24 protein-coding genes are annotated in these 22,764 nt (G+C 68.1%); 12 read left to right on the top strand and 12 right to left on the bottom strand.

The annotated features are described in order from the left end of the window. The first annotated feature begins 501 nt into the window (after positions 1-501). The 9 genes from EOW66_RS17720 (at position 502) to EOW66_RS17680 (ending at position 9,140) form a co-directional block, all read left to right on the top strand. Positions 502-1,953 carry a 6-hydroxynicotinate reductase gene (locus EOW66_RS17720; protein WP_128157688.1) on the top strand — a complete coding sequence of 484 codons (1,452 nt, stop codon included), beginning with the start codon at positions 502-504 and terminating at the stop codon, positions 1,951-1,953. Beyond that, complete coding sequence (locus tag EOW66_RS17715) at positions 1,950-2,807, top strand: UPF0280 family protein (RefSeq protein WP_128157676.1); 858 nt, start codon at positions 1,950-1,952, stop codon at positions 2,805-2,807. The genes EOW66_RS17720 and EOW66_RS17715 overlap by 4 nt, the downstream gene beginning before the upstream one ends. Then, positions 2,800-3,384, top strand: coding sequence for an amino acid synthesis family protein (locus EOW66_RS17710; RefSeq protein WP_121534816.1), 585 nt, complete (start codon positions 2,800-2,802; stop codon positions 3,382-3,384). Before EOW66_RS17715 ends, EOW66_RS17710 begins: the two co-directional genes overlap by 8 nt. After that, positions 3,384-3,968, top strand: a complete 585-nt coding sequence (locus EOW66_RS17705) for an amino acid synthesis family protein (RefSeq protein ID WP_128157675.1) — start codon at positions 3,384-3,386, stop codon at positions 3,966-3,968. The genes EOW66_RS17710 and EOW66_RS17705 overlap by 1 nt, the downstream gene beginning before the upstream one ends. A 105-nt stretch (positions 3,969-4,073) precedes the next feature. After that, positions 4,074-5,276 (top strand): ABC transporter substrate-binding protein, encoded by a 1,203-nt coding sequence (locus tag EOW66_RS17700; protein ID WP_128157674.1) that lies wholly within the window; start codon positions 4,074-4,076, stop codon positions 5,274-5,276. Positions 5,277-5,339: 63 nt separating this feature from the next. Then, positions 5,340-7,211 carry an ABC transporter permease gene (locus tag EOW66_RS17695; RefSeq protein ID WP_128157673.1) on the top strand — a complete coding sequence of 624 codons (1,872 nt, stop codon included), beginning with the start codon at positions 5,340-5,342 and terminating at the stop codon, positions 7,209-7,211. 1 nt (position 7,212) lies between these two features. Next, positions 7,213-7,983 (top strand): ABC transporter ATP-binding protein, encoded by a 771-nt coding sequence (locus EOW66_RS17690; protein ID WP_113901924.1) that lies wholly within the window; start codon positions 7,213-7,215, stop codon positions 7,981-7,983. After that, a complete protein-coding gene (locus tag EOW66_RS17685) occupies positions 7,976-8,677 on the top strand; it encodes an ABC transporter ATP-binding protein (protein WP_128157671.1) in 702 nt (233 codons plus the stop codon). The genes EOW66_RS17690 and EOW66_RS17685 overlap by 8 nt, the downstream gene beginning before the upstream one ends. 22 nt (positions 8,678-8,699) lie before the next feature. Further along, positions 8,700-9,140, top strand: a complete 441-nt coding sequence (locus EOW66_RS17680; RefSeq protein ID WP_128157669.1) for a MarR family winged helix-turn-helix transcriptional regulator — start codon at positions 8,700-8,702, stop codon at positions 9,138-9,140. A gap of 246 nt (positions 9,141-9,386) precedes the next feature. On the opposite strand, the gene EOW66_RS17675 is transcribed toward EOW66_RS17680, so the two are convergent. Then, on the bottom strand, positions 9,387-10,118 hold the full coding sequence (locus EOW66_RS17675; RefSeq protein ID WP_128157667.1) for an SDR family NAD(P)-dependent oxidoreductase: 732 nt from the start codon (positions 10,116-10,118) through the stop codon (positions 9,387-9,389). Positions 10,119-10,246: 128 nt separating this feature from the next. Here EOW66_RS17675 and argB point away from each other — a divergent pair, with 128 nt between their 5' ends. The 3 genes from argB to EOW66_RS17660 are packed head-to-tail and all read left to right on the top strand — an operon-like array spanning position 10,247 to position 12,254. Beyond that, a complete protein-coding gene (argB, locus tag EOW66_RS17670; protein WP_128157687.1) occupies positions 10,247-11,125 on the top strand; it encodes an acetylglutamate kinase in 879 nt (292 codons plus the stop codon). Then, a complete protein-coding gene (locus EOW66_RS17665; protein WP_128157665.1) occupies positions 11,122-11,736 on the top strand; it encodes a ferredoxin in 615 nt (204 codons plus the stop codon). The genes argB and EOW66_RS17665 overlap by 4 nt, the downstream gene beginning before the upstream one ends. Next, positions 11,733-12,254 (top strand): SixA phosphatase family protein, encoded by a 522-nt coding sequence (locus EOW66_RS17660; RefSeq protein WP_128157663.1) that lies wholly within the window; start codon positions 11,733-11,735, stop codon positions 12,252-12,254. Before EOW66_RS17665 ends, EOW66_RS17660 begins: the two co-directional genes overlap by 4 nt. A 125-nt stretch (positions 12,255-12,379) precedes the next feature. On the opposite strand, the gene EOW66_RS17655 is transcribed toward EOW66_RS17660, so the two are convergent. From EOW66_RS17655 to EOW66_RS17605, 11 genes are all read right to left on the bottom strand, one after another. Further along, a complete protein-coding gene (locus EOW66_RS17655) occupies positions 12,380-13,171 on the bottom strand; it encodes an amino acid ABC transporter ATP-binding protein (RefSeq protein WP_128157661.1) in 792 nt (263 codons plus the stop codon). Between the two features lie 11 nt (positions 13,172-13,182). Continuing rightward, positions 13,183-14,496, bottom strand: a complete 1,314-nt coding sequence (locus EOW66_RS17650; protein ID WP_128157659.1) for an amino acid ABC transporter permease — start codon at positions 14,494-14,496, stop codon at positions 13,183-13,185. 1 nt (position 14,497) lies between these two features. Then, a complete protein-coding gene (locus EOW66_RS17645) occupies positions 14,498-15,763 on the bottom strand; it encodes an amino acid ABC transporter permease (protein WP_128157657.1) in 1,266 nt (421 codons plus the stop codon). A gap of 127 nt (positions 15,764-15,890) precedes the next feature. Continuing rightward, on the bottom strand, positions 15,891-16,907 hold the full coding sequence (locus tag EOW66_RS17640; protein ID WP_113902078.1) for an amino acid ABC transporter substrate-binding protein: 1,017 nt from the start codon (positions 16,905-16,907) through the stop codon (positions 15,891-15,893). A 214-nt stretch (positions 16,908-17,121) separates the two neighbouring features. Beyond that, positions 17,122-17,835, bottom strand: coding sequence for an ATP12 family chaperone protein (locus EOW66_RS17635; protein WP_128157655.1), 714 nt, complete (start codon positions 17,833-17,835; stop codon positions 17,122-17,124). Continuing rightward, the gene (locus tag EOW66_RS17630; protein ID WP_121531593.1) at positions 17,832-18,497 is read right to left on the bottom strand and encodes an HAD-IA family hydrolase; all 666 of its coding nucleotides are present in this window, start codon (positions 18,495-18,497) and stop codon (positions 17,832-17,834) included. The genes EOW66_RS17635 and EOW66_RS17630 overlap by 4 nt, the downstream gene beginning before the upstream one ends. Then, a complete protein-coding gene (locus EOW66_RS17625; protein WP_121531591.1) occupies positions 18,494-19,555 on the bottom strand; it encodes an RluA family pseudouridine synthase in 1,062 nt (353 codons plus the stop codon). Before EOW66_RS17625 ends, EOW66_RS17630 begins: the two co-directional genes overlap by 4 nt. Then, on the bottom strand, positions 19,552-19,932 hold the full coding sequence (gene crcB / locus EOW66_RS17620; protein ID WP_128157653.1) for a fluoride efflux transporter CrcB: 381 nt from the start codon (positions 19,930-19,932) through the stop codon (positions 19,552-19,554). The genes EOW66_RS17625 and crcB overlap by 4 nt, the downstream gene beginning before the upstream one ends. Before the next feature lie 44 nt (positions 19,933-19,976). Then, positions 19,977-21,287 carry a replication-associated recombination protein A gene (locus EOW66_RS17615; protein WP_128157651.1) on the bottom strand — a complete coding sequence of 437 codons (1,311 nt, stop codon included), beginning with the start codon at positions 21,285-21,287 and terminating at the stop codon, positions 19,977-19,979. An 88-nt stretch (positions 21,288-21,375) separates the two neighbouring features. Continuing rightward, positions 21,376-21,966: an acyl-homoserine-lactone synthase gene (locus tag EOW66_RS17610; RefSeq protein WP_113902072.1), complete on the bottom strand. Its 591-nt coding sequence runs from the start codon at positions 21,964-21,966 to the stop codon at positions 21,376-21,378. 52 nt (positions 21,967-22,018) lie between these two features. Continuing rightward, positions 22,019-22,630 (bottom strand): autoinducer binding domain-containing protein, encoded by a 612-nt coding sequence (locus EOW66_RS17605; protein ID WP_113902071.1) that lies wholly within the window; start codon positions 22,628-22,630, stop codon positions 22,019-22,021. Positions 22,631-22,764: the final 134 nt, after the last annotated feature.

Here is a 22,764-nt window from a genome sequence, read left to right as displayed (position 1 = left end):
GTCAGGCTAGGAACCGCCGCGGCCGGCTGTCAATCGCGCGAAGCCGGCGGCAGGGCGGAAAGCGTTTCCGGAAAGATTTCATTCGTATGCAAACGATAATTTGCGCGCAAAAGCGGCATCCGGCGCCACAAAATCAGGCAGGGCACGGATGATCCCGCCCCCCCCCGCGGCAGGGCAGGACCGACTCCCACCGCACCCCGGCGGTGCCCGGCGCTCCGGCGATTTCCGGCGGTTTTATTGAAGATCACAGGAAATTCGGCAGGTGCTGGCGAAACTGCCGGGTTTCTGTGCAAATGCCGCCCCGGCCCCCGGATGACGCCCGCAAGCCCGGCACGAGGGACGGAAACTGTTGACGCCGGGCGCGACTCATGTCCGCTTGTATGCAAACGATTTGCGCATCCGCCTGCCCGGATGCCGGAGAGGTGTCCTGTGACCGAGACCGAGAGCGCCGAAACGCCCCGCGATGCCGCCGCGAAGATCCGCTGCGATGCCTGCCCGGTGATGTGCTACATCGCCGAAGGCCGCGCCGGCGCCTGTGACCGCTATGCCAACGAGGGCGGGCAGCTGGTCCGCCTCGACCCGCTCACCATTCTCGAGAACCGCGCCCGCGCCGGCAGCGAGGAGCGCCTCGTGCCTTTCCTCGAGCGCGACTGGGACGGCGACGTGATCGGCGGCAGCCAGCAGTTCGTCACCGCGATCGGCGCCGGCACCACCTATCCCGACTACAAGCCCGCGCCCTTCATCGTCGCCTCGGAGTATGAGGGGGCGGACATGGTGACGGTGGTGACCGAGGGGATCTTTTCCTATTGCGGCGCCAAGGTGAAGATCGACACCGACCGGCATCTGGGCAGCGAATGCGCCGCGGTGCGCGCCGAGGGCGAGGTGATCGGCCATGTCACCACCTCGGAATACGGCAGCCAGATGCTCAGCCTCGGCGGCGTGAACCACCTCACCGGCGGCTCGAAGAAGGAGGGCCGGGTCACCTGCGCGACGCTGCTGGCGCTGTGCAACGGCGAGGCGGTCGATCTGACGATCGACAATGGCGCCGAACTGACGGTGCAGGCGGGCCACGCGCCGGTGGTGAACGGCCAGACCGAGGAGCGGATGCGCGTCGGCTGCGGCTCGGCCACCATCGGCATGTTCGCGGCGCAGTGGCAGGGCCTCGTCGACGAGGTGGTGGTGGTCGACGATCACATCACCGGGGTGATGAGCGAGCATCAGGCCGGCAAGGTGATCGGCTGGGAGCCTACGGGGATCAAGCTGCTCGGCCGCCGCTCGACGCCCGGGCGCTATTTCCAGGTGGCCGAGCCCGGCACCGGCTGGGGCGGCACCGATCTGACCGACCCGCTGGCCATCCTCGGGCCCTGGAACCCGAAGCTGGCGCGACCGGGGCTGTCGCTGCTGATGGTCTCGACCACCGGCGAGCACGCCGCCTATTACGAGCTCGACGAAGACCTGCGCCCGGTCGAAAAGGAGATCCCCGCACGGCTTCTGCCCTCGACCCGCCGCATCGCCGAGAATTGCGAGCCCGCCCGCGCCTCGGTGCTGTTCATGGCGGGCGCCGGCGGCAGCCTGCGCGCCGGGGTCACGCAAAACCCGGTCGGGCTCACCCGCTCGGTGCAGGCGGCGCTGACCCGGGTGACGGTGGGCGGCGCGCCGGCCTATATCTGGCCCGGCGGCGGCATCACCTTCATGGCCGATGTCACGCAGATGCCGAAGAACGCTTTCGGCTATGTGCCCACCCCGGCCCTTGTCGCGCCGATCGAGTTCACCCTGCGCCGCGACGATTACGCCGCGCTTGGCGGGCACATGGATCATATCGTGCCGCTGTCCGAAGCGCTGCAGGGCGTGCCGGGGCGGCAAAGCGACCACATCCTGTCGGGCCGCCGCGCCGCGGGCCGGGCCGAGGGCGCGCCCTGGCCCGTCACGCCGCTCGGCAAGGACGCACGATGAGGGACCTCGCCGACAGCCTCGACGTCATGGTCTCGGCCGACGGGCGCCGGCTGCGGCTGGTGCACGGCCCCTCGGACGTGATCGTCACTGCCGAGGGCGAAGCGCCCGCGCGGATGGCGGCCTTCGCACGGGTGCGAGAGGTCTTCGCCCCGCTGCTGGCCGAGCTTGCCGGCGAGCTGCCGCGGCTGCGCGCGCCCGAAGGGGCGATGCCCGCGGGCGCGGTGGCGCGGCGGATGGTGACGGCCGTCGCCCCCTTCGCGGGCGTCTTCGTCACCCCGATGGCCGCCGTCGCCGGCGCCACCGCAGATCACCTGCTGGCGGCCGCGCTGCAACCGGGCCATGGCCTCTCCCGGCTTTCGGTGAACAACGGCGGCGACATCGCGCTGTGGCAGGGCGAGGGCTGCGTGCGCGTCGCGATCTGCGACGACCCGCAGACCGGACGCGCCGGCGGCCGGATCGCGCTGCCGGCCGAGGCCGGCATCGGCGGCATCGCCACCTCGGGCTGGCGCGGGCGCTCCTTCTCGCGCGGCATCGCCGATGCGGTGACGGTGCTCGCAGATGACGCCGCCAGTGCCGATGTCGCGGCGACGCTGATCGCGAATGCCGTCGACCTGCCCGGCCATGCCGCCATCACCCGCGCCCCGGCCCGCAGCCTTTTCCCCGACAGCGACCTTGGCGCGATCCCGGTCACCACCGATGTCGGCGCGCTGAGCGCGGCCGACTGCGAAACGGCCCTCGACAGCGGCTGCGCCTGCGCCGAAACCTTTCGCGCGCGCGGGCTGATCCGCGCCGCCTATCTCTCGCTCGGCGAGCATCGCCGCACCCTTGCCGGAAAGGAGCTTTCCCGTGCCTGAACCCGAGATCCGCAAAACCGCGCTCCAGATCGAGACGATCTGGCACGAGGGCGGCCCGGCGGCCGAGGTGCCGCTGAAGAAGGGCGCAGCGCTCGTCGTCATCAAGAACCCCTTCGCCGGCGCCTATCACGCCGAGATCGCGGGCTTCATGGACGATCTGAAGCCGCTTGGCCTGCGCATGGCGCGCGAGCTGATCGACGCGCTCGGCGGCGATCCGGCGGCGATCGAGGGCTATGGCAAGGGCGCCATCGTCGGCGCCGCGGGCGAGATCGAGCATGGCGCGCTGTGGCATGTGCCGGGCGGCTATGCGATGCGCGAGCTGCTGCCGGCCTCGGCCGCGATCGTGCCCTCGACGAAGAAGCTCGGCGGGCCGGGCACGCGCCTTGACGTGCCGATCACCCATTCGAACGCCTCCTATGTGCGCAGCCATTTCGACGCGATGGAGGTGGGGCTCGCCGATGCGCCGAAGGCCGACGAGCTGCTTCTGGTGCTGGTGATGACCACCGGCCCGCGCATCCACGCCCGCGTCGGCGGCCTGAAGGCCGAGGACGTGATCGGCGAAGACGGGCTGCGCTGATGCGGGCCGCGATCCGCAAGCTCGTGACCCTGACCGAGACGGTCGAGCGCGAGATGGGCCGCGCCGTCACGCCGCCGGCGCGCCGCGCGGCCGCCGCGGCGGTGATCGCGAACCCCTTCGCCGGCCGCTATGCCGAGGACCTCACCGAGCTGATCGAGATCGGCGCCGAGCTGGGCGGGCTACTCGCCGCCGAGGCGATCGCCGCGCTCGGGGGCGATCCGGCCGCGGTGCAAAGCTATGGCAAGGCGGCGCTGGTCGGCGAGGCGGGCGAGCTTGAACATGCCGCGGCGCTGCTTCACCCGAAGATGGGCGCGCCCCTGCGTGCGGCGCTTGGCGGCGGCGCGGCGCTGGTGCCGTCCTCGAAGAAGATGGGCGGCATCGGACAGGTGCTGGACATTCCGCTGGGCCACAAGGATGCGGCCTATGTCCGCAGCCATTTCGACGGCATGGAGATTCGCATCGCCGACGCGCCGCGCCCGGGCGAGATCGTCGTCGCCATCGCGCTTGCGACCGGCGGGCGGCCGCTCGCCCGCGTCGGCGGGCTGAGCCATGCCGAGGCCGAGGGGAAGGACGGCCTGCGCTGAAAGCTTTGCCGGGGACATCCCCGGCCGAGGAATGCTAACGATGACCGGGGCAAACCCGGCACATGGCAACCGGGGCCCCGCCCCGCCAACAGGAGAGACGACCACATGAACATCCTACGCAGCCTGCTCGCCGCTGCCACGGCGGTCACCGTGCTCTCGGCCCCGGCCTTCGCCGAGGACCCGATCAAGATCGGTGACATCAACCATTACAAGCGCATGGCCGCCTTCGCCGAACCCTATCGCAAGGGCATCGAGCTGGCGGTCGCCGAGGTCAACGCCGGGGGCGGCGTGCTGGGCCGGCCGCTCGAATTCGTCTTCCGCGACGATCAGGGCGACCCGGGCGAGGCGGTGAAGATCGCCGAGGATCTGATGACCCGCGAGGGCACGGTGATGTTCACCGGCGCGATCCTGTCGAACGTGGGCATCGCGCTGTCGTCCTTCGCCAAGGAGAAGAACTATCTCTACCTCGCCGGCGAGCCGCTCGCCGATACGCTGGTGTGGAAGTCAGGCAACCCGAACACCTTCCGGCTGCGGGTCTCGACCTGGGTGCAGGCGGCGATGCTGGCCGAACAGGCGGCGAAGACCGACGCCAAGACCTATGCCACGATCGCACCGAACTATTCCTATGGCACCGAGGCGGTTGAGGCGTTCAAGGCGAACCTCAAGCGGCTGAAGCCCGACGTCGAATTCGTCGACGAGCAATGGCCGGCACTGTTCAAGATCGACGCCGCGGCCGAGGTGCAGGCGATCGAGAAGGCGAAGCCCGACGCGATCTTCAACGTCACCTTCGGTGCCGACCTCGCGAAATTCGTGCGCGAGGGCAGCGACCGCGGCCTCTTCGACGGGCGCGGCGTCTATTCGATGCTGACCGGCGAGCCGGAATATCTCGAACCGCTCGGCGACGAGGCGCCCGAGGGCTGGTACGTGACCGGCTACCCTTGGTACGACCTGCCCGACGGCCCCGGCAAGGACTTCGTCGCGGCCTATGAGACCGCCACCGGCGAGACCCCGAAGATGGGCAGCCTTGTCGGCTACACGATGGCGAAATCCGTGGCCGCGGCGATCCAGAAGGCCGGCGCCACCGACACCGCCTCGCTGATCAAGGCCTTCGAGGGGCTCGAGGTGCCGTCGACCCCGGTCGGGCCGCTCGAATATCGCGCGATCGACCATCAGTCGACGCTCGGCGCCTATGTCGGCACGCTCGCCGTCAAGGACGGCAAGGGCGTGATGGTCGACTGGGAATACAAGAACCCCGTGCCCTACATGCCCTCGGATGACGAGATCCGGGCGATGCGCCCGGCGAACTGAGCCGGCCCCCTGCCCGGCCCCTCTTCCCGGGGCCGGGTCCTCCTTCCGACAGAGGATGTCCCGATGGGATTCTTCATCGCGCAGCTCCTGACCGGGCTCGCCAATGCCGCGGCACTGTTTCTTGTCGCCTCGGGGCTGTCGCTGATCTTCGGCGTGACCCGGATCGTCAACTTCGCCCATGGCTCGTTCTACATGCTCGGCGCCTATGTCGGGATCACGCTGATGGGCGTGCTGCCCGGGGTTCTGGGCCCGCATTTCGGCTTCTGGGGCGCGATCGTGCTCACCGGGCTGATCGTCGGCCTTGCCGGCGCGCTGATCGAGATCGTGGTGCTGCGGCCGATCTACCGCGCGCCCGAGCTGTTCCAGCTGGTCGCCACCTTCGGCGTGATCCTGGTCATCCAGGACCTCGCGCTGATGACCTGGGGAGCGGAGGACCAGATGGGCCCGCGCGCGCCCGGCCTGCGCGGCGTGTTCCGCATCTTCGGCGAGCCGATCCCGAAATACGACATCGTGCTGATCTGCATCACACCCTTCATCCTGCTCGCGCTCTGGGCGCTGATCGCGAAGACCCGGCTTGGCGTGCTGGTCCGCGCCGCGACCCAGGACCGCGAGATGGTGGCGGCGCTTGGCGTCAATCAGCGCTGGCTCTTCACCGGGGTCTTCGCGCTCGGCTCGGCGCTTGCGGGCTGGGGCGGCGCGTTGCAGCTGCCGAAGGGCGGCGCCGACCTCCTGATGGATTTCAACATCATCGGCCCGCTCTTCGTCGTCACCGTGATCGGCGGCATGGGCAGCCTGCCCGGCGCCTTCATCGCCGCGGTGCTGATCTCGGTGCTGAACGTCTTCGGCGTTGCCTATCTGCCGCAATCGACGCTGGTGCTGATGTTCGTGGTGATGGCGATCGTGCTGATCGTGCGGCCCTACGGGCTTCTGGGCAAGGAAGAGGTGGCGGGCGAGCATGGCCAGTCCGGCGCCCCCGAGACCCCGATCCGCCCCTTCGGCCGGCGCGGACGCCTCGCCGTGGCGGCGCTGCTGCTCGTGCTGGCGCTGCTGCCGCTGGTGACCCAGCCCTTCGCGCTGGTGCTGCTGACCGATATCGTGATCTTCGCGCTCTTCGCCGCCTCGCTGCAGTTCATCCTCGGCACCGGCGGGCTCGTCAGCTTCGGCCATGCCGCCTTCTATGGCGGCGGCGCCTATGCCGCGGCGCTGATGGTGACCTATGCGAAGACGCCGATGGAGATCGCCTTCCTCATCGCGCCGCTGGGCGCGGGGATGCTGGCGCTTGTCATCGGCTGGTTCTGCATCCGGCTCTCGGGCGTCTATTTCGCCATGCTCACCCTCGCCTTCAGCCAGCTGGTCTGGTCGCTGGTGTTCCAGTGGCGCGCCGTCACCCGTGGCGATGACGGGCTGATCGACATCTGGCCCTCGGCGTGGCTGTCGGGAACCGCGCCCTATTACTACTTCACCCTGGTCGTCGGCGTGCTCGGCATCCTGTTCCTGCGCACGGTGATCCATGCCCCCTTCGGCTATGCGCTGCGCGCCGGGCGTGACAGCGCGCGGCAGGCCGAGGCGATGGGGATCGACGTCAAGCGCGTGCAATACGTGGCCTTCGCGCTTGCCGGTGCGCTGGCGGGGCTGGCGGGCGGGCTTTTCGTCTTCGCCAAGGGCTCGGTCTTTCCGACCGAGCTCGAGATCGGCAAGAGCTTCGACGCGCTCATCGTCGTCTTCCTCGGCGGGGTGAAGACGCTCTCGGGTGGCATCGTCGGCGCCACCTTCATGGCGGCGATCGAGGACTGGCTGACCCGGCTCCATTACTGGCGGCTGCTGCTGGGCCTCATCATCATCGCGGTGGTGATCCTCGCGCCCGAGGGCATCGTCGGCTCGGTACGCCGGCTGGGGCTGCGCCTTGGCCTGGTGAAGCACACGGAGGCGGATTGAGATGACCGAGATCCTGCGGGTCGAAGACCTCGCCAAATCCTATGGCACCTTCGAGGCGGTGAAGGGCATCAGCTTCACCGTCCGCGAGGGCGAGATGAAGGCGCTGATCGGGCCGAACGGCGCCGGCAAGTCGACCTGCTTCAACATGCTGACCGGGCAGATCCGGCCGACGCGCGGCGAGGTCTTCCTGGACGGCGCGCGCATCACCGGCCTGCCGCCGCGGGTGATCTGGCGCCGCGGCGTCGGCCGCACCTTCCAGATCACCGGCACCTACCAGTCGATGACGGTGATCGAGAATGTGCAGATGGCGCTGATCAGCCACAACCGGCGGGTGTTCTCGCTCTTCGGCCGGGCCCGGGCGCTTTACCGGACCGAGGCGCTGGCGCTGCTCGACCGGGTCGGGATGGCCGATCAGGCCGAGCGGCCCTGCTCGGTGCTCGCCTATGGCGATCTGAAGAAGCTCGAGCTTGCCATCGCCCTTGCGCACCGGCCGCGGCTGCTGCTGATGGACGAACCGACCGCCGGCATGGCGCCCTCGGCCCGGATCGCGCTGATGGCGCTCACCGCCGAGATCGTCGCCGAGGAAGGGCTGAGCGTGCTCTTCACCGAGCATGACATGGACGTGGTCTTTGCCCATGCCCATCACATCATGGTGCTGAACCGCGGCGAGTTGATCGCCGACGGCAATGCCGCCGAGGTGCGCGCCAACCCGCAGGTGCAGGAGGTCTATCTGGGCGGCGGGATGCTCTTCAAGGAGATCGACCATGCTTGAGCTGCGCGACGTCAACAGCTTCTACGGCAAGGCGCATATCCTGCAGGATCTGTCCTTCTCGGTCGGCCGCGGCGAGGTGGTGGCGCTGCTGGGCCGCAACGGCGCGGGCAAGAGCACGACGATGAAGTCGATCATCCAGATCGTGCGGCCGCGCACGGGCAGCGTGACCCTTGCCGGGCGCGAGCTCGTGGGCCAGCCCTCCTACCGGGTGGCGCGCGCGGGCATCGGCTATGTCCCCGAGGACCGGCGCATCTTCACCGCCCTCACCGTGCTCGAGATCCTCGAGGTCGGCCGCCAGCCGCGCCGCGACGGCGCGCCGTTCTGGACGGTGGATGCGCTTTTCGAGCTGTTCCCGAACCTCTACGAGCGCCGCAACCGGCTCGGCAAGGCGATGTCGGGGGGCGAACAGCAGATGCTGACCATCGCCCGCACGCTGATGGGCAATCCGGCCCTGCTGCTGCTCGACGAGCCGTCCGAGGGCATCGCCCCGGTGATCGTCGAGCAGATGGCCCATGCGATCCTGCGGCTGAAGGCGCAGGGGCTGACGGTGATGATCTCGGAGCAGAACCTGCATTTCGCCCGTGTCGTCGCCGATCGCGCGATCATCATCGAAAGCGGGTCGAAAAAGTTCGACGGCAGCTTCGCGGAGCTTGCGGCCAGGCCCGAGATCCGCGACGCCTATCTGGCGGTGTGAGACCGCCCGGGGAGGAGCACAGATGGCGGAGGCGGAAGATCCCGGCGCGGGGCACGGCTATGTCCTCGACGAGCAGGTCGGCTACATGCTGCGCCGCGCCTATCAGCGCAACTCGCTGATCTTTTCCGAACTGGTGCCGGGCGGGCTGACGACGACGCAGTTTTCCGTGCTCTACCGGCTCGGCGAACAGGGCGCGATGTCGCAAAACATGCTCGGCCGCTCGGTCGAGATGGACGGGGCGACGACGAAGGGCGTGGTCGACCGGCTGGCGCAGCGCGGGCTGCTCGCCACCGCGCCCGATCCGGGCGACCGGCGCCGGCGCACGGTCTCGCTGACGCCCGCGGGGGCGGCGGCGCTGGCCGCGGCGATCACCGCGGCGAAGGAGGTGACGCGCACCACCCTTGCGCCGCTGCGCCCGGCCGAGCGCAAGACCTTCCTGCGGCTGCTCGCCCGGCTGATGTGACGCCTCAGGCGAGGGCCTTGGCCAGCGCCGCCCCCCGGGCCGCGCGCCCGGCACCAGCCGTGCCCCTGACCGAAGGCAGGGCGCCCGCCAGCTGACACGGCAGGCATATCCAAGCCCGCTTGCTCCGGGCAATCGTCGGCAACCGGACGGGCTCGGACGAGGGGCCCGCGGGCGGCAGGGAAGGCCCCCCGTCTTCCAATCGCATCAAATATCCCGGGGGTCCGGGGGCAGCGCCCCCGGGGCCGCTCACACGTGCTGCCCGCCGTTCACCTCGATCTCGGTGCCGGTGACATAGCTCGAGCCCTGGGTGCACAGGAACCAGATCACGTCGGCCACCTCCGCAGGCTGGCCGAGGCGGCGCAGCGGCAGGGTCTCGACGATCTTTTCGGTGCCGGGCGACAGGATCGAGGTCTCGATCTCGCCCGGCGCGATCGCGTTCACCCGCACCCCGAGCGGGCCGAAGTCATGCGCCATTTCCCGCGTCAGCGCCTTCAGCGCCGCCTTCGAGGTCGCATAGGCGGCGCCGGCAAAGGGATGCACGCGCGAGCCCGCGATCGAGGTGACATTGACCACCGCCCCCTTCGCCGCGGACAGCTCGTCCTTCAGCCCGCGCGCGAGCACGATCGGCGCGAAGAAATTGACGTGGAACACCTGGCCCCAAGTGCGCAGGTCGGTCTCGATCGAATTGAGCCGGCTGCCGCCCGCCCCCTTCGGCGAGATCCCCGCGTTGTTCACCAGCGCATCGAGCCGGCCGTCGAGGCGCGCGCGGATCTCCTCGATCGCCTCGATCGTCTTCGACGGATCGGCAAGGTCGATCTGGATGTGATCCTCGCGCCCGCCGCCCCAGGGGCATTCCTCGGGGAAGGGCTGGCGCGAACAGGTGATGATCCGCCACCCCTCGCGCGCGAATCGCTTCACCGTGGCATGGCCGATCCCCCGGCTTGCCCCCGTCAGCAGCATCACCCTGCGCTCGTCCATCGTGACCTCCGTGTTTCGCCCCGAAGGTAATCCCCCGCGCGGCATTGGCAATGCCCTTGGCAGGCCCGGCATTTGGCCGTAACACTTCCCGCGACTTTTGCCGGGGGCAGATCATGAGAAAGCAGACCATGGACCGTGACTGGATCGCCACCGCCCGGACCCTCTCCGAGGCGCTTCCCTACCTGCAGCGCTACACCGGCGCCGTGGTCGTCGTGAAGTTCGGCGGCAATGCCATGGGCGACGACGAGGCGATGGCGGAATTCGCCCGCGACATCGTGCTGATGAAGCAGGTGGGGATGAACCCGGTCGTCGTGCATGGCGGCGGGCCGATGATCAACGACATGCTGGCCAAGCTCGGCATCAAGTCGGACTGGGTGCGCGGCAAGCGCGTCACCGACAAGGCCACCGTCGAGGTGGTCGAGATGATCCTTTCGGGCCTCGTCAACAAGCGCATCGTGCAGGCGATCAACGATCAGGGCGGGCGCGCCGTCGGCATCTCCGGCAAGGACGACGACCTGATGGTGTGCGAGGCCGACGATCCCGAGCTCGGCTTCGTCGGCCGCCCGGTCGAGATGAACGTGCAGGTGATCCGCGATCTCTATGCGGCCGGCATCATCCCGGTGATCGCCCCGGTCGCCACCGGCATGAACGACAACGAGACCTTCAACGTCAACGGCGACACCGCCGCCGGCGCGATCGCCGGGGCGCTGCAGGCCGATCGCCTGCTGCTGCTGACCGATGTCGCCGGCGTCAAGAACAAGGCGGGCGAGGTCATCACCCAGATGTCGCCCGACGAGGTCGCCGCGCTGATCGAGGACGGCACGATCTCGGGCGGCATGATCCCGAAGGTCGAGACCGCGCTGAAGGCGGTGAAGGAAGGCGTGCGCGGCGTCGTCATCCTCGACGGCCGGGTGCCGAACGCCTGCCTGCTCGAGCTGTTCACCGAGCACGGCGCGGGCTCGATGATCCGTTCGACCACGCCGCGGGTGGCGCCGCGCCGGCGGTGAGCCTCGACGCCGATCTTGCGGCCGAGCGGCTTTTCGTCGCGGGCCGGCTGCACGAGGGGGAGGAAACCCTGCTCCTCCTCTCCCCGGCCGAGCCCGGTTTCTGGGCGCATCTGACCGCCGGCCCGGAATGGGCCGACGGCACGCCCGATCCGGTCGACCGCTGGTCGGCGCGGGTGATCGGGCGGATCGCGGCCGACCATGGCGGGCGCGCCCTCTTTCCCTTCGGCGGGCCGCCGCACACCCCGTTCTATCGCTGGGCGCTCGCTTCGGGACAGTTCTTCGCCTCGCCCGTGCATCTGCTCGTGCATCCGCAGATGGGGCTCTGGGCCAGCCTGCGCGGCGCCATCGCGCTGCCCGGCCGCGCCGCCCTGCCTGCCCCCGCGCCCCATCCCTGCACCGGCTGCGCCGCGCCCTGCGCCACGGCCTGCCCGGCCGGCGCCCTCACCCCCGCGGGCTATGACGTGCCGGCCTGTCACGGCTTCCTCGACCGCCCGGCGGGGACATCGTGCCGCAGCACCGGATGTGCCGTGCGCCGGGCTTGCCCCTTCAGCCGATCCTATGGCAGGCTGCCCGTGCAATCCGCCTGGCATATGAGGAATTTTCACGCATGACCCCGATTGGCTATCGTCGCCTGATCCTCACCCGCCACGCGAAGTCGAGCTGGGACGACCCGGACACGCCCGACATCGACCGCCCGCTGAACGCGCGCGGCCGGGCGGCGGCGCGCGAACTTGGCGATTTCCTCGCCTCGCGTGATCTCGAACCCGAAGAGGTGCTGTGCTCGACCGCCCTGCGCACCCGCGAGACCTGGGCGGGCGTGCAATCGGCCGTGCTCGAATCGCTGCCCGAAGTGCGCTTCATCGAAGAGCTCTACCACGCCGATCCGGGCATGCTGCTCTCGGTGCTGAAGACCGCGACCGCACCCACCGTGATGATGATCTGCCACAACCCCGGCATCGCCGCCTTCGCCGCACGCCTGCCGGCGCGTCCGGTCTTCGATCCCGACTTCCGCAAGTTCCCGACCTGCGCGACGGCGGTGATCGACTTCCAGATCGACCGCTGGTCACAGGTGCACCCGGGCCGGGGCTCGCTCTTCGACTTCTTCACCCCGTCGAACCGCAAGCAATAAGGGCGCCGAAGCGCCCCTGCCATCCCCTCCCGGCCTTCCTTCATGGCTTTCGCCTTGCCGGAAATACCTCGGGGGTGAATGCGCCACAGGCGCAGAGGGGGCAGCGCCCCCTCCCTGCCCCGGGCTCAATGCCCGAGGATCTGGCTCAGGAACTGCTTCGTCCGCTCCGACTGCGGGTTGTTGAAGAAGTCGAAAGGGTTGTTCTGCTCGATGATCTGGCCGTCGGCCATGAAGATCACCCGGTTCGCCACCGCCTGCGCGAACCCCATCTCATGCGTCACGCACAGCATCGTCATCCCCTCCTCGGCAAGCTCGATCATCGTGTCGAGCACCTCCTTGATCATCTCGGGATCAAGCGCCGAGGTCGGCTCGTCAAAGAGCATGATCCGCGGCCGCATGCACAGCGAGCGCGCGATCGCCACGCGCTGCTGCTGCCCGCCCGAGAGCATGCCGGGATACTTGTGCGCCTGCTCGGGGATCTTCACCTTCTCGAGGAAATGCATCGCCGTTTCCTCGGCTTCCTTCTTCGGCACCTTGCGCACCCAGATCGGCGCCAGCGTGCAGTTCTCGAGAATCGTCAGATGCGGGAACAGGTTGAAGTGCTGGAACACCATCCCCACTTCCGAGCGCACCTTGTCGATGTTCTTCAGATCCGAGGTCAGCTCGGTGCCGTCGACGATGATCTTGCCCGACTGATGTTCCTCGAGCCGGTTGATGCAGCGGATCAGCGTCGACTTGCCCGAGCCCGAGGGCCCGGCAATGACGATCCGCTCGCCCCGGTTCACCGTCAGATTGACGTCGCGCAGCACGTGGAACGCCCCGTACCACTTGTTCATGTTCTCGATCTGGATCGCCACCTCGTCCGAGACCTGCAGCTTGCTGCGGTCGACGGGGCGCTCGATGTGCGGTTCCGACATGGGGGAACTCCTTAGCGATGGTCACGCTTCAGCTTGCGCTCGAGATACATCGAGTAGCGCGACATGCTGAAGTTGAGGATGAAGAAGATGGCGCCGACGAAGATGAAGTGCTCCCAGTAGGTGCCCTTCCAGGCGATGTCGGCGCGGATCGAATCGGGGATGGATTTCAGTGGCTCGAACAGGCCCACGAAGGTGACGAGCGTGGTGTCCTTGAACATGCCGATGAAGGTCGAGACGATCCCCGGGATCGAGATCTTCAGCGCCTGCGGCAAGATCACCAGCCGCTGCGCCTTCCAGTAGTCGAGGCCGAGCGCATCGGCCGCCTCGTACTGGCCGCGCGGCAGCGCCGCGAGCCCGCCGCGGATCACCTCGGCGATATAGGCGGCCGAGAACAGCGTGACGAGGATCATCACCCGCAAGATGATGTCGAAGTTGGTGCCCGGCGGCAGGAAGTAGTTCAGCAGAAGCGAGGCCACGAACAGCAGCGTGATCAGCGGCACGCCACGGATGAACTCGATGAACATGATCGAGAAGGTCTTGATCAGGAACATGTCCGACTGTCGGCCGAGCGCCAGCAGGATGCCGAGCGGCAGCGACATCGCGATGCCGCCGGCGCCGAGCGTGATGGCGAGCAGGAAACCGCCGAACTGGCGCGAGGCCACGGGTTCAAGCGCGATCGGCGCAACCCGGCCGAGGATCTCATCGACCGGGCCCGGCACGAAAAGCCAGAACAGCACCGCTGCAACGACGGCCCCGAAGATCGCGAGGATCGCCCCCCAGCGGGCCAGGACCCGCGCCACGAGGAAGCCCGCGGCAAAGCCCGCGGCGATCATCGCCACCGGCCAGATCGAGCCGCCCCAGAGCAGCCAGATGGCGAGCAGCGGGAACACGGCCGAGAATTTCAGCATCCCCCGCGGCAGCTGGGTGAACAGCACCGGCGCCACCGCGACGAGCATCAGCCCGAAGGTCAGCACCGGGCGCCAGAACAGCTCGGGCGGGTAGAAGCCGAAGATGAACTGCGTCCAGCGCGAGCGGATCACCGCCCAGCAGGCGCCGGTCGCGCCCTCGCCCCAGCGCTCGGCGATGATCTGCCGGCACTCGGGCAGCGAGTTTGCGGCCCACACGCCATGGCGGAACCAGGGATAGAAATGGCTGACAAGGCCCCAGATCACGGCGATCCCCGCGAGGGTGAGCACCGTGTTCAGCCAGCCCGAGAACAGGTTCTCGCGCACCCATTTCGACAGCCCCGTCTGCCGCGCGGGCGCGGGTTCGGGGGGAAGCATCGTCTTCCGGACGAAGACGGCACTGTGCGACGGTTCACTCATCTCAGCGCTCCTTCAGCCGGACCTTGTGGTTGTAGAAGTTCATCACCCCCGAGATCACCAGCGAGATCGCGAGGTAGATCAGCATCATCAGCAAGATCGCCTCGAGTTCGCGGCCGGTCTGGTTCAGCGTGATACCGCCGAGCGTGCCGCGCAGGTCCATGTAGCCGACCGCGATGGCGAGGGAGGAGTTCTTCGTCAGGTTCAGGAACTGCGAGATCAGCGGCGGCACGATCACCCGCAGCGCCTGCGGCAGGATCACCAGACGCATCGTCCTGCCGGGCCGCAGGCCAAGCGCAAAGGCGGCTTCGGTCTGGCCCTTGGAGATCGCGAGGATGCCGGCGCGCACGATCTCGGCGATGAAGGCGCCGGTATAGAGCGACAGCCCCGCCCAGAGCGCGACGAAGGCATTCGACACATTGGTGCCGCCGATGAAGTTGAAGCCCTTGAGCACCGGCCCGTGGATCTGGAAGCCGAGCACCGCCAGCAGCGCGATGAGCGGGCCGGCGAGGATCAGCAGGCTTTTCCACCAGGTCACCGGCCGGACGCCGCTGGCGTCCTGCACGACCTTCGCATGGGCAAGCAGCCTGCGGTTCACCCAGATCGAGCCCGCCAGCACCAGGATGATCGCCAGCACGTTGAGCGAGACCGGCGCCAGTGCGGTGTCGATCACGCCGAGCGAGCGATCGAAGCTTGCCGAAGGAATGGCGGTGTAGCGGTTGGTGAAGGCGACGGAGTCGAAGAGCAGCATCGAGGTGCTTGCCTCGCCGGTCGCCGGGTTCACCTTATAGGCATTCGGCGCCGGCGTGATCTCGGTCAGCACCGCCATCGCGACGAGGATCCACAGCAGCACCGGCACGTTGCGGAAGGTCTCGACATAGACGGTCATCAGCCGCGCGACGAGCCAGTTCTTCGACAGCCGCAGCACGCCGACGAAGATGCCGATCAGCGTCGCCGTGGCGCAGCCAAGCAGCGATACCCAGATCGTGTTCAGCAGCCCGACCAGCATTGCCCGCGCATGGGTGCTGTCGTTGCTGTAGGGGATCAGGTGCTGCGCAATGTCATAGCCCGCACGGTTGTCAAGGAAGCCGAAGTTGAAATCCTTGCCGAGGACCCTGAGGTTCTGGATCGTGTTGTCGACGAGCCAGCCCGCCGCCCCCATCACCACGATCAGCACGATGACCTGGATGGTGAGCGAGCGATAGCGGGTATCGTAGATAAGCTGACTGAGCCGGAACCCTCGGTCCGGCGCGTCGGATGCGCTGGTCATGGTGTATCCCCTGTTCCTGTCCGGTGTCCGGGCTTTTGCCCGTGTGAGGTGGGGTCAGGCCCCGCCGGCAGGTTTGCTTTTCATGGCAGAGGGGCGCCGCGGTGCGACGCCCCTTGCGAGTGCTGGCTCAGCGGAACGGCGGGGCGTACATCAGCCCGCCCTGGGTCCACTGCGCGTTCAGACCACGGGCGAGACCGATCGGGGTCGACTCGCCGATGGTGGCGGCGAAGATCTCGCCATAGTTGCCGCCGGCCTTGATCGCCTTCACGGCCCAGTCCTTCTCGAGACCGGTCATCGGCCCGAGATCGCCGTCGACGCCGAGGATGCGGTTGATCTCCGGGTTCTCGGTGCCCTTGGCGAGCTCGTCGATATTGGCCGAGGTGATGCCGTATTCCTCCGCCGCGATCAGCGCGAAGAGGGTCCAGCGCACGATGTCGCCCCACTGGTTGTCGCCATGGCGCACGGCCGGCCCGAGCGGTTCCTTCGAGATGATTTCCGGCAGGATGACGTGGTTTTCCGGATCGGCATAGGCGGCGCGGGTGGCGGCCAGGCCCGAGGCGTCGGTGGTATAGGCGTCGCAGGCGCCGGCCAGATACTGCTGTTCGCCTTCGGCGTTCGAATCAACCGCGATCGGCTGATAGGTCATGTTGTTCGCCTTGAAATAGTCGGCGAGGTTCATCTCGGTGGTGGTGCCGGTCTGGATGCAGACCGAGGCGCCGTCGAGCTCCTTGGCGGAGGTGATGCCGCTGTCCTTGCGCACCATGAAGCCCTGGCCGTCGTAGTAGTTCACGCCGGCGAAATCCATCTTCAGGTCGGTATCGCGCGAGAAGGTCCAGGTGCTGTTGCGGGAAAGCAGGTCGACCTCGCCCGAGGTCAGCGCGGTGAAGCGGGTCTGGCCGGTGGTCGGCACGTATTTGACCTTCGTCGGGTCGCCCAGGACCGCGGCCGCGACGGCCTTGCAGATCGCGACGTCGAAGCCAGACCAGTTGCCGTTGGCATCGGGAGCGGCGAAGCCCACGAGGCCGGTGTTCACGCCGCAGTTCAGCACGCCGCGGGCCTTGACGTCCTCGAGCGTGGTCGCCGAAGCGATGCCCGCGGTCAGACCGGCCGCCATCAGCGTGCCGAAGAATACCGATTTCTTCATGTGTACCTCTTCCTGAGTTTCCGCCAGCGGACGGCGGCAAAAGTGCCCCTGTGGGGTCTGGAACGTTATTTGGGGGTCGCCCCCAGTGACCAAGTTTGGTCCGAAGCATCAAAAAAGGTCAAGAGGAGTTGAACGACGCCGCCGCGTCGCCTGCCCAAAACTCAGGCACATGAGCGAAAGATGGGCGCGAATGGCCCGCCGGCGGTGCCGCGCCCTAAAGCGCGTGACGCATCCGCCAGAATCGTTCGGCATCGAGCAGCGCTGCGCGCTTGCGGTCGGCATGCGCGGCGGCCTCGTCGTCGGCGCCCCATTGCTCGGCCTGCCAGGCCTCGTCGATCTGCGCGATCGTCCAGGCCTCGTCCGCCGTCAGCCGGCCCTCGGCCACCGCAAGGCCCAGAACGAGCGAGCCGGTAAGGCCGACGAGGTCATGCAGCGCGGCAAGCTGCCATTCGTCCATCGCCGCGACGCGGGCCGAAAGCGCCGCCAGCGTCGCCTCGGGCTGCGCCACCGGCACCACGCCCTGCGTCACCGCCAGCCGCGCGCCAAGCGCCGCCTCGGCCCAGTCGAGAAGCGGGTCCCAGTGCGCGGATTGCCGCGCCACCAGCTCGCGCGGGGCCTCGGCGCGATAGCACAGAAGGTCGGTGCCGCCATAGTCGGCGATCAGTGCGGCAACCTCGGCGTGCTGGGTCCGCACCTTGTCGATCGCGGCATTGGCGCCGCGGGTCACCGGCATCGTCGCCGGGTCGATCTTCTCGTCCTGCGCCTGCCATTCACGCGCGATCGCCTCGGCGAGCGCCCGGCTCGGCACGACGAGCGGCGCCTTCGCCGGGGTCTTCACATGCCGCCCGTCGAGGGTGACGGCAAAGCCGCCCGGCGCCTCGGCGACCTCGGCCGATGTCCAGAACCGTTTCGGTGCCCAGCCACTCATGCGCATCCTCCCAGAAGCTCGTCCACCGCCGCCTCGAGCGCGGCGAAATCCCCGACCAGCCGGTCGGCACCGGCGGCCACAAGATCCTCGGCCGGGTGATAGCCCCAGCGCACGCCGATGGTGGCCACGCCCGCGGCGCGCCCCATCTCGATGTCATAGGTGGTGTCGCCGATCATCACCGCCTCGGCCGGATCGGCACCGGCATCGGCGAGCGCCGTCAGCACCATCGACGGATGCGGCTTCGAGGGGTGATCGTCCGCCACCTGCCGGGTGAAGAAGGTGCCGGCAAGCCCGTGATGCGCCAGCAGCGCGTCAAGCCCGCGCCGCGACTTGCCCGTCGCCACGCCCAGCAGCAGGTCTTCGCGCCCGGACAGCCGGTCAAGCGTCTCGGCCGCGCCGGCAAACAGCGGCGCCGGCTGCGCGATGCGGCGGTCCTGATAGCTTTTCTTGTAGAACTCGACGATCTCGGCGCGCGTCGCCGCGGGCAGCTCGGGCACCAGCCGCGCCACCGCCTCGGGCAGCGACAGCCCGACAATCGACAGCGTCGCGGCGCGCGAGGGCACCGGCAGGCCAAGCTGCGAGAAGCCCCAGTCCATCGAGGCGCAGATCTGCGCCGCGCTGTCCGAGAGCGTGCCGTCGACGTCGAAGATGACGAGCTTCATTCAAGCTCCTCGAACGGGTCGGCGGGCACGTCGTTCTCGTACCAGCCGAGCGTCTTCCAGGTGCGCTTCATGTGATCGGGCAAGGGCGCGACCACGGTGATGCGCTTCTTGGTGATCGGGTGGTCGAAGCTGATCTGGCGCGCATGCAGGTGCAGCTTGCGCGAGATCTCGCCGCCGAGCTGTGCGCCCCAGCCGTCGCCCAGGTTCTCCTGCCCCGAGCCGCCATATTTGCCGTCGCCGATGATCGGATGGCCCATCTCGGCCATGTGCGCGCGCAGCTGGTGGGTGCGGCCGGTGATCGGCACCAGCGCGACCCAGCTCACCCGCGTGCCGAGCGAATCGAGCACGGCATAATCGGTGGTGGCGCGTTTCGCCCCCTCGGTCGCGTCGACCTTCGAGGGGTGGATGCAGATCATCTTCTCGCCCTCGCCGCCGCGGCCATGACCCGGCGCCTTGACGAGGCCATAGCGCACCGTGCCCATCTTCGGGTTCGGCACACCGGCGACCGCCGCCCAATAGATCTTGCGCGTGGTCTTCAGCCGGAAGGCCTCGGACAGATGCCGCGCGATGCGGTCGGTGCGCGCGATCAGCAGCACGCCCGAGGTGTCCTTGTCGAGCCGGTGCACCATCTTCGGCCGGTCCTTGTAGCCGAAGCGCAGCGCATCGAGCAGACCGTCGACATGCCGGTCGCCCTGCCCCGAGCCGCCCTGAGAGGGCAGCCCCGGCGGCTTGTTCAGCGCGATGATGTGCTCGTCTTTCCACAGCACGCAGGACTGGATCATCTCGGCATCGGCATCCGAGATCTGCAGCCCCTCGCGGCGCTCGTCGGCGCGGCGCAGCAGCGCGGCGGCGTCGGGCAGCGGCGGCACCCGCACCTCCTGCCCCGGCGCGACGCGGCTGTTCGCCTTGACCCGGCCGCCATCGACGCGCAGCTCGCCCTTGCGGCACATCTTCTCGATCGCACCCTGCGTCAGCTGCGGGAAGTGCTTCTTCAGCCAGCGGTCGAGGCGGCTTTCGCCCTCGGCCTCGGTCACCCGGATCGTCTGCACAGCGCTCATGCCAATACCCATCTCATCAGATGCACCCCGAAGATCAGACCGGCCAGCGCCGCGCCCACGGAGGCAAACACATAAAAGGCCGCATGGCCCACATCGCCCCGCTCGATCAGCGTCCAGGCCTCGAGCGAGAAGGAGGAGAAGGTGGTGAAGCCACCGAGAATGCCCGTCGCGAGAAAGGCGTTCCAGTGCGTCAATTCCTTCTGCCCCAGGAAGGTCACCAGCGCCCCCATGACGAAGGAGCCGAGGATGTTCACGAAGATCACCCCGAGCGGAATCGTCTGCGGACCGAACGAACGCAGGATCGCCACGCCCGAGAGGTAGCGCGCCGAGGCGCCGATGGCCCCTCCGAGCGCGACCTGGAAAACGGTGGACAGCATCGGTCTCTCCTTTGCCGCCCTCAAAGCCTCCGGGGGGCGGAATGTCAAGTTTTGCGCTTGTCGCGCAGCTTCGCGAACCAGTCGACGCGCTTCTTCAGCTCGCGCTCGAAGCCGCGCTCGACCGGCGCATAGAAGATCGGCCGCTTCATCGTCTCGGGGAAGTAGTTCTGCCCCGAGAAGCCGTCCTCGGCGTCGTGGTCGTATTGATAGCCGGCGCCGAAGCCCTGTTCTTCCATCAGCCGCGTCGGCGCGTTCAGGATGTGGCGCGGCGGCGGTTCCGAACCTGTCTTCTTCGCCGCCGCCCGCGCCGCCTTGTAGGCGATGTAGCCGGCGTTCGATTTCGGTGCGAGCGCAAGATAGATCACCGCCTGGGCAAGCGCGAGCTCGCCCTCGGGCGAGCCGAGGCGCTCGTAGGTTTCCCAGGCGTGCAGGCACACGGTCTGCGCCTGCGGATCGGCAAGGGCGATATCCTCGACCGCCATCCGCACCAGCCGCCGGGCAAGATAGCGCGGGTCCTCGCCGCCCTCGAGCATCCGCGCATACCAGTAGAGCGCCGCATCCGGATCGGACCCCCGCACCGATTTGTGCAGCGCCGAGATCAGGTTGTAATGCTCGTCGCCCGACTTGTCGTATTTCGCCGCCCGCCGCATCAGCCGCGCCGACAGCGCCTCGGTGTCAAGCGGCGCCGCGATCTTCCAGGCCATCACCTGCTCGATCAGGTTCAACAGCGCCCGCCCGTCGCCATCGGCCATCTCGAGCAGCGCCTCGCGCGCCGGTGCCTTGAGCGGCAGCGCCCGGCCGAGCGCCTTCTCGGCGCGCTGCGCGAGGCGCTCGAGGCTTGCCAGGCTCAGCCGCTCGAGGATCAGCACCTGCGCGCGCGACAGCACGGCGGCGTTCAGCTCGAAGCTCGGGTTCTCGGTGGTGGCGCCCACCAGAAGGATGGTGCCATCCTCCATGTAGGGCAGGAAACTGTCCTGCTGCGCCTTGTTGAAGCGGTGGATCTCGTCGACGAAGAGCAGCGTGCCCTTGCCCTGCGAGAAGCGCAGCTTTGCCGTCTCGAACACCTTGCGCAGCTCCGGCACGCCGGTGAAGATCGCCGAGATCTGCACGAAGGCGCGGTCGGTTTCGGACGCCAGAAGCCGGGCGATCGTCGTCTTGCCGACGCCGGGCGGGCCCCACAGGATGATCGACGACAGCGATCCCGCCGCCAGCATCGCGCCAAGCGGCGCCTCGGGGCCAAGCACATGCTCCTGCCCGATCACCTCAGAGAGGTGTTGCGGACGGATCTTGTCCGCGAGCGGGCGCGGCGCCTCGCGCGCGGGCTCCTGGGAGGGGCTGTCGAAAAGGTCGGACATGGTGGCCCACAGTATCGCCCCCGGGCCGGGGACGGAAGGGGGGCCGGATCGGAGCGGGCCCGAAGGCCCGCCCCCGCATCGGAGCCGCTCAGTGCATCTTGCCGCTCAGGTCGATCGAGACGCACTGATAATCGCCGTCGTCGATGAACATCGGCCGGCCGATCGCTTCGGCGGCAAGGCCGCAGCGCCCGTACCAGCGCGGCCAGTTCGCCGCGGTCAGCGCGATCAGCTTCGTCGCGCCCAGTTCACGCGCGGCACTGGTCATCGTTTCGGCGAGGCGGAAATGCACCTTGCGGCGCAGGCTCTGCGGGATGTCGTGCGAGACGAACACCCGCGTGCTCTCCCAGATCTGCGGCGAGACGGGCGCCTCGTCGAAGAGCAGATCGGAGGGGATGGAGCCGCCGAGCAGCCCCTTTTGCGCGTCGCGGATCATGTAGCTGTAGATGCCGCAGCGCGCCGTGGTCGGCGTCAGCCGCATACCGGCCAGCACGTGGCCGAAGTCGTGGATCGCGATCCAGCGGCTTTGCGGGGTGTCGTACTGGTCGAACTCCATGCCCATCTCTTCGGGCAGGTCCCAGTTCTTCTGGACGATGAAGCTTTGCCGCCGTGCGCGAAACAGGTTTGCGAAAAGCTCGCCGTAATTGTGCATGTTGGCAAAGGACAGGGTAGTGGTCTGCATGGTCTTTCTCCGGGTTGGCAGCTATGCCCGGGGCGGACCGTTGCAAAGGGACCTACAGCAGCCGGTACTCCTTCGCTCTCTGAATGGTTTCGGCAGTGGTGCGCGCCATCAGCCGTTCCCGAGCAGACAGGAGCCGGGCCTTGAGCGCGCTTTCCGAGATTCCGAGTTTTGCAGCGGCAGCGGCATGTCGGTCCCCTGCAGCGATACACCGCAGGGCCTCGATCTGAGCCTTCGTCAGGCTCTCCGGCGGCTGTGTAATGTCATGCAGTCGCCGGATCTGGTGCGAGATCGCGACAATCTCGTCATTGGTGAATTCCCGGTCGCGGCGGGTGAAGCTCGCGATCGTGCGCGAGCTGATCGGTCCGCAAGAGACGGTCAGCCCGTAGTTCAGGCCGAATTTCCGCGCCTCTCCGAGAATGTTGAACGGGTCCGGCAGGGTGAACTCGCTCCAGCGCGAGGCGCCCTCGGTCGAGAAGCCCCAGGCGATGGTCGGGTCACGCAGCGCATAGGCTTCGCGCGTGTAATGCTCGCTCCAGGCCTCGGGATAGGTCTGGAACTGCATGATCGGGGCGGCGAAGCGGATATGCAGGCCGACGAAATAGCCGTCCGGTGCGAGACGGCCAAGCTCGGCAAGGCATTTGTTGATGTCGACATGAATGGACATGTCTTTTTAGACAGGCGCGCGGCAAAAGAATCAACTGGGAATTGTATCCGGCCGATCAACTTTGAGGGGCCATCGCGCCGATCAACATGATTGCCCGGAAACAAAAAATCCCGCCCAAGGGGCGGGATTTCCGG

Source organism: Paenirhodobacter huangdaonensis (assembly GCF_004022465.1).
Taxonomy (GTDB): Bacteria; Pseudomonadota; Alphaproteobacteria; order Rhodobacterales; family Rhodobacteraceae; genus Rhodobacter; species Rhodobacter huangdaonensis.
Note: the sequence above shows the minus strand (reverse complement) of the source record. Positions and strands in the feature narration are given on the sequence as shown.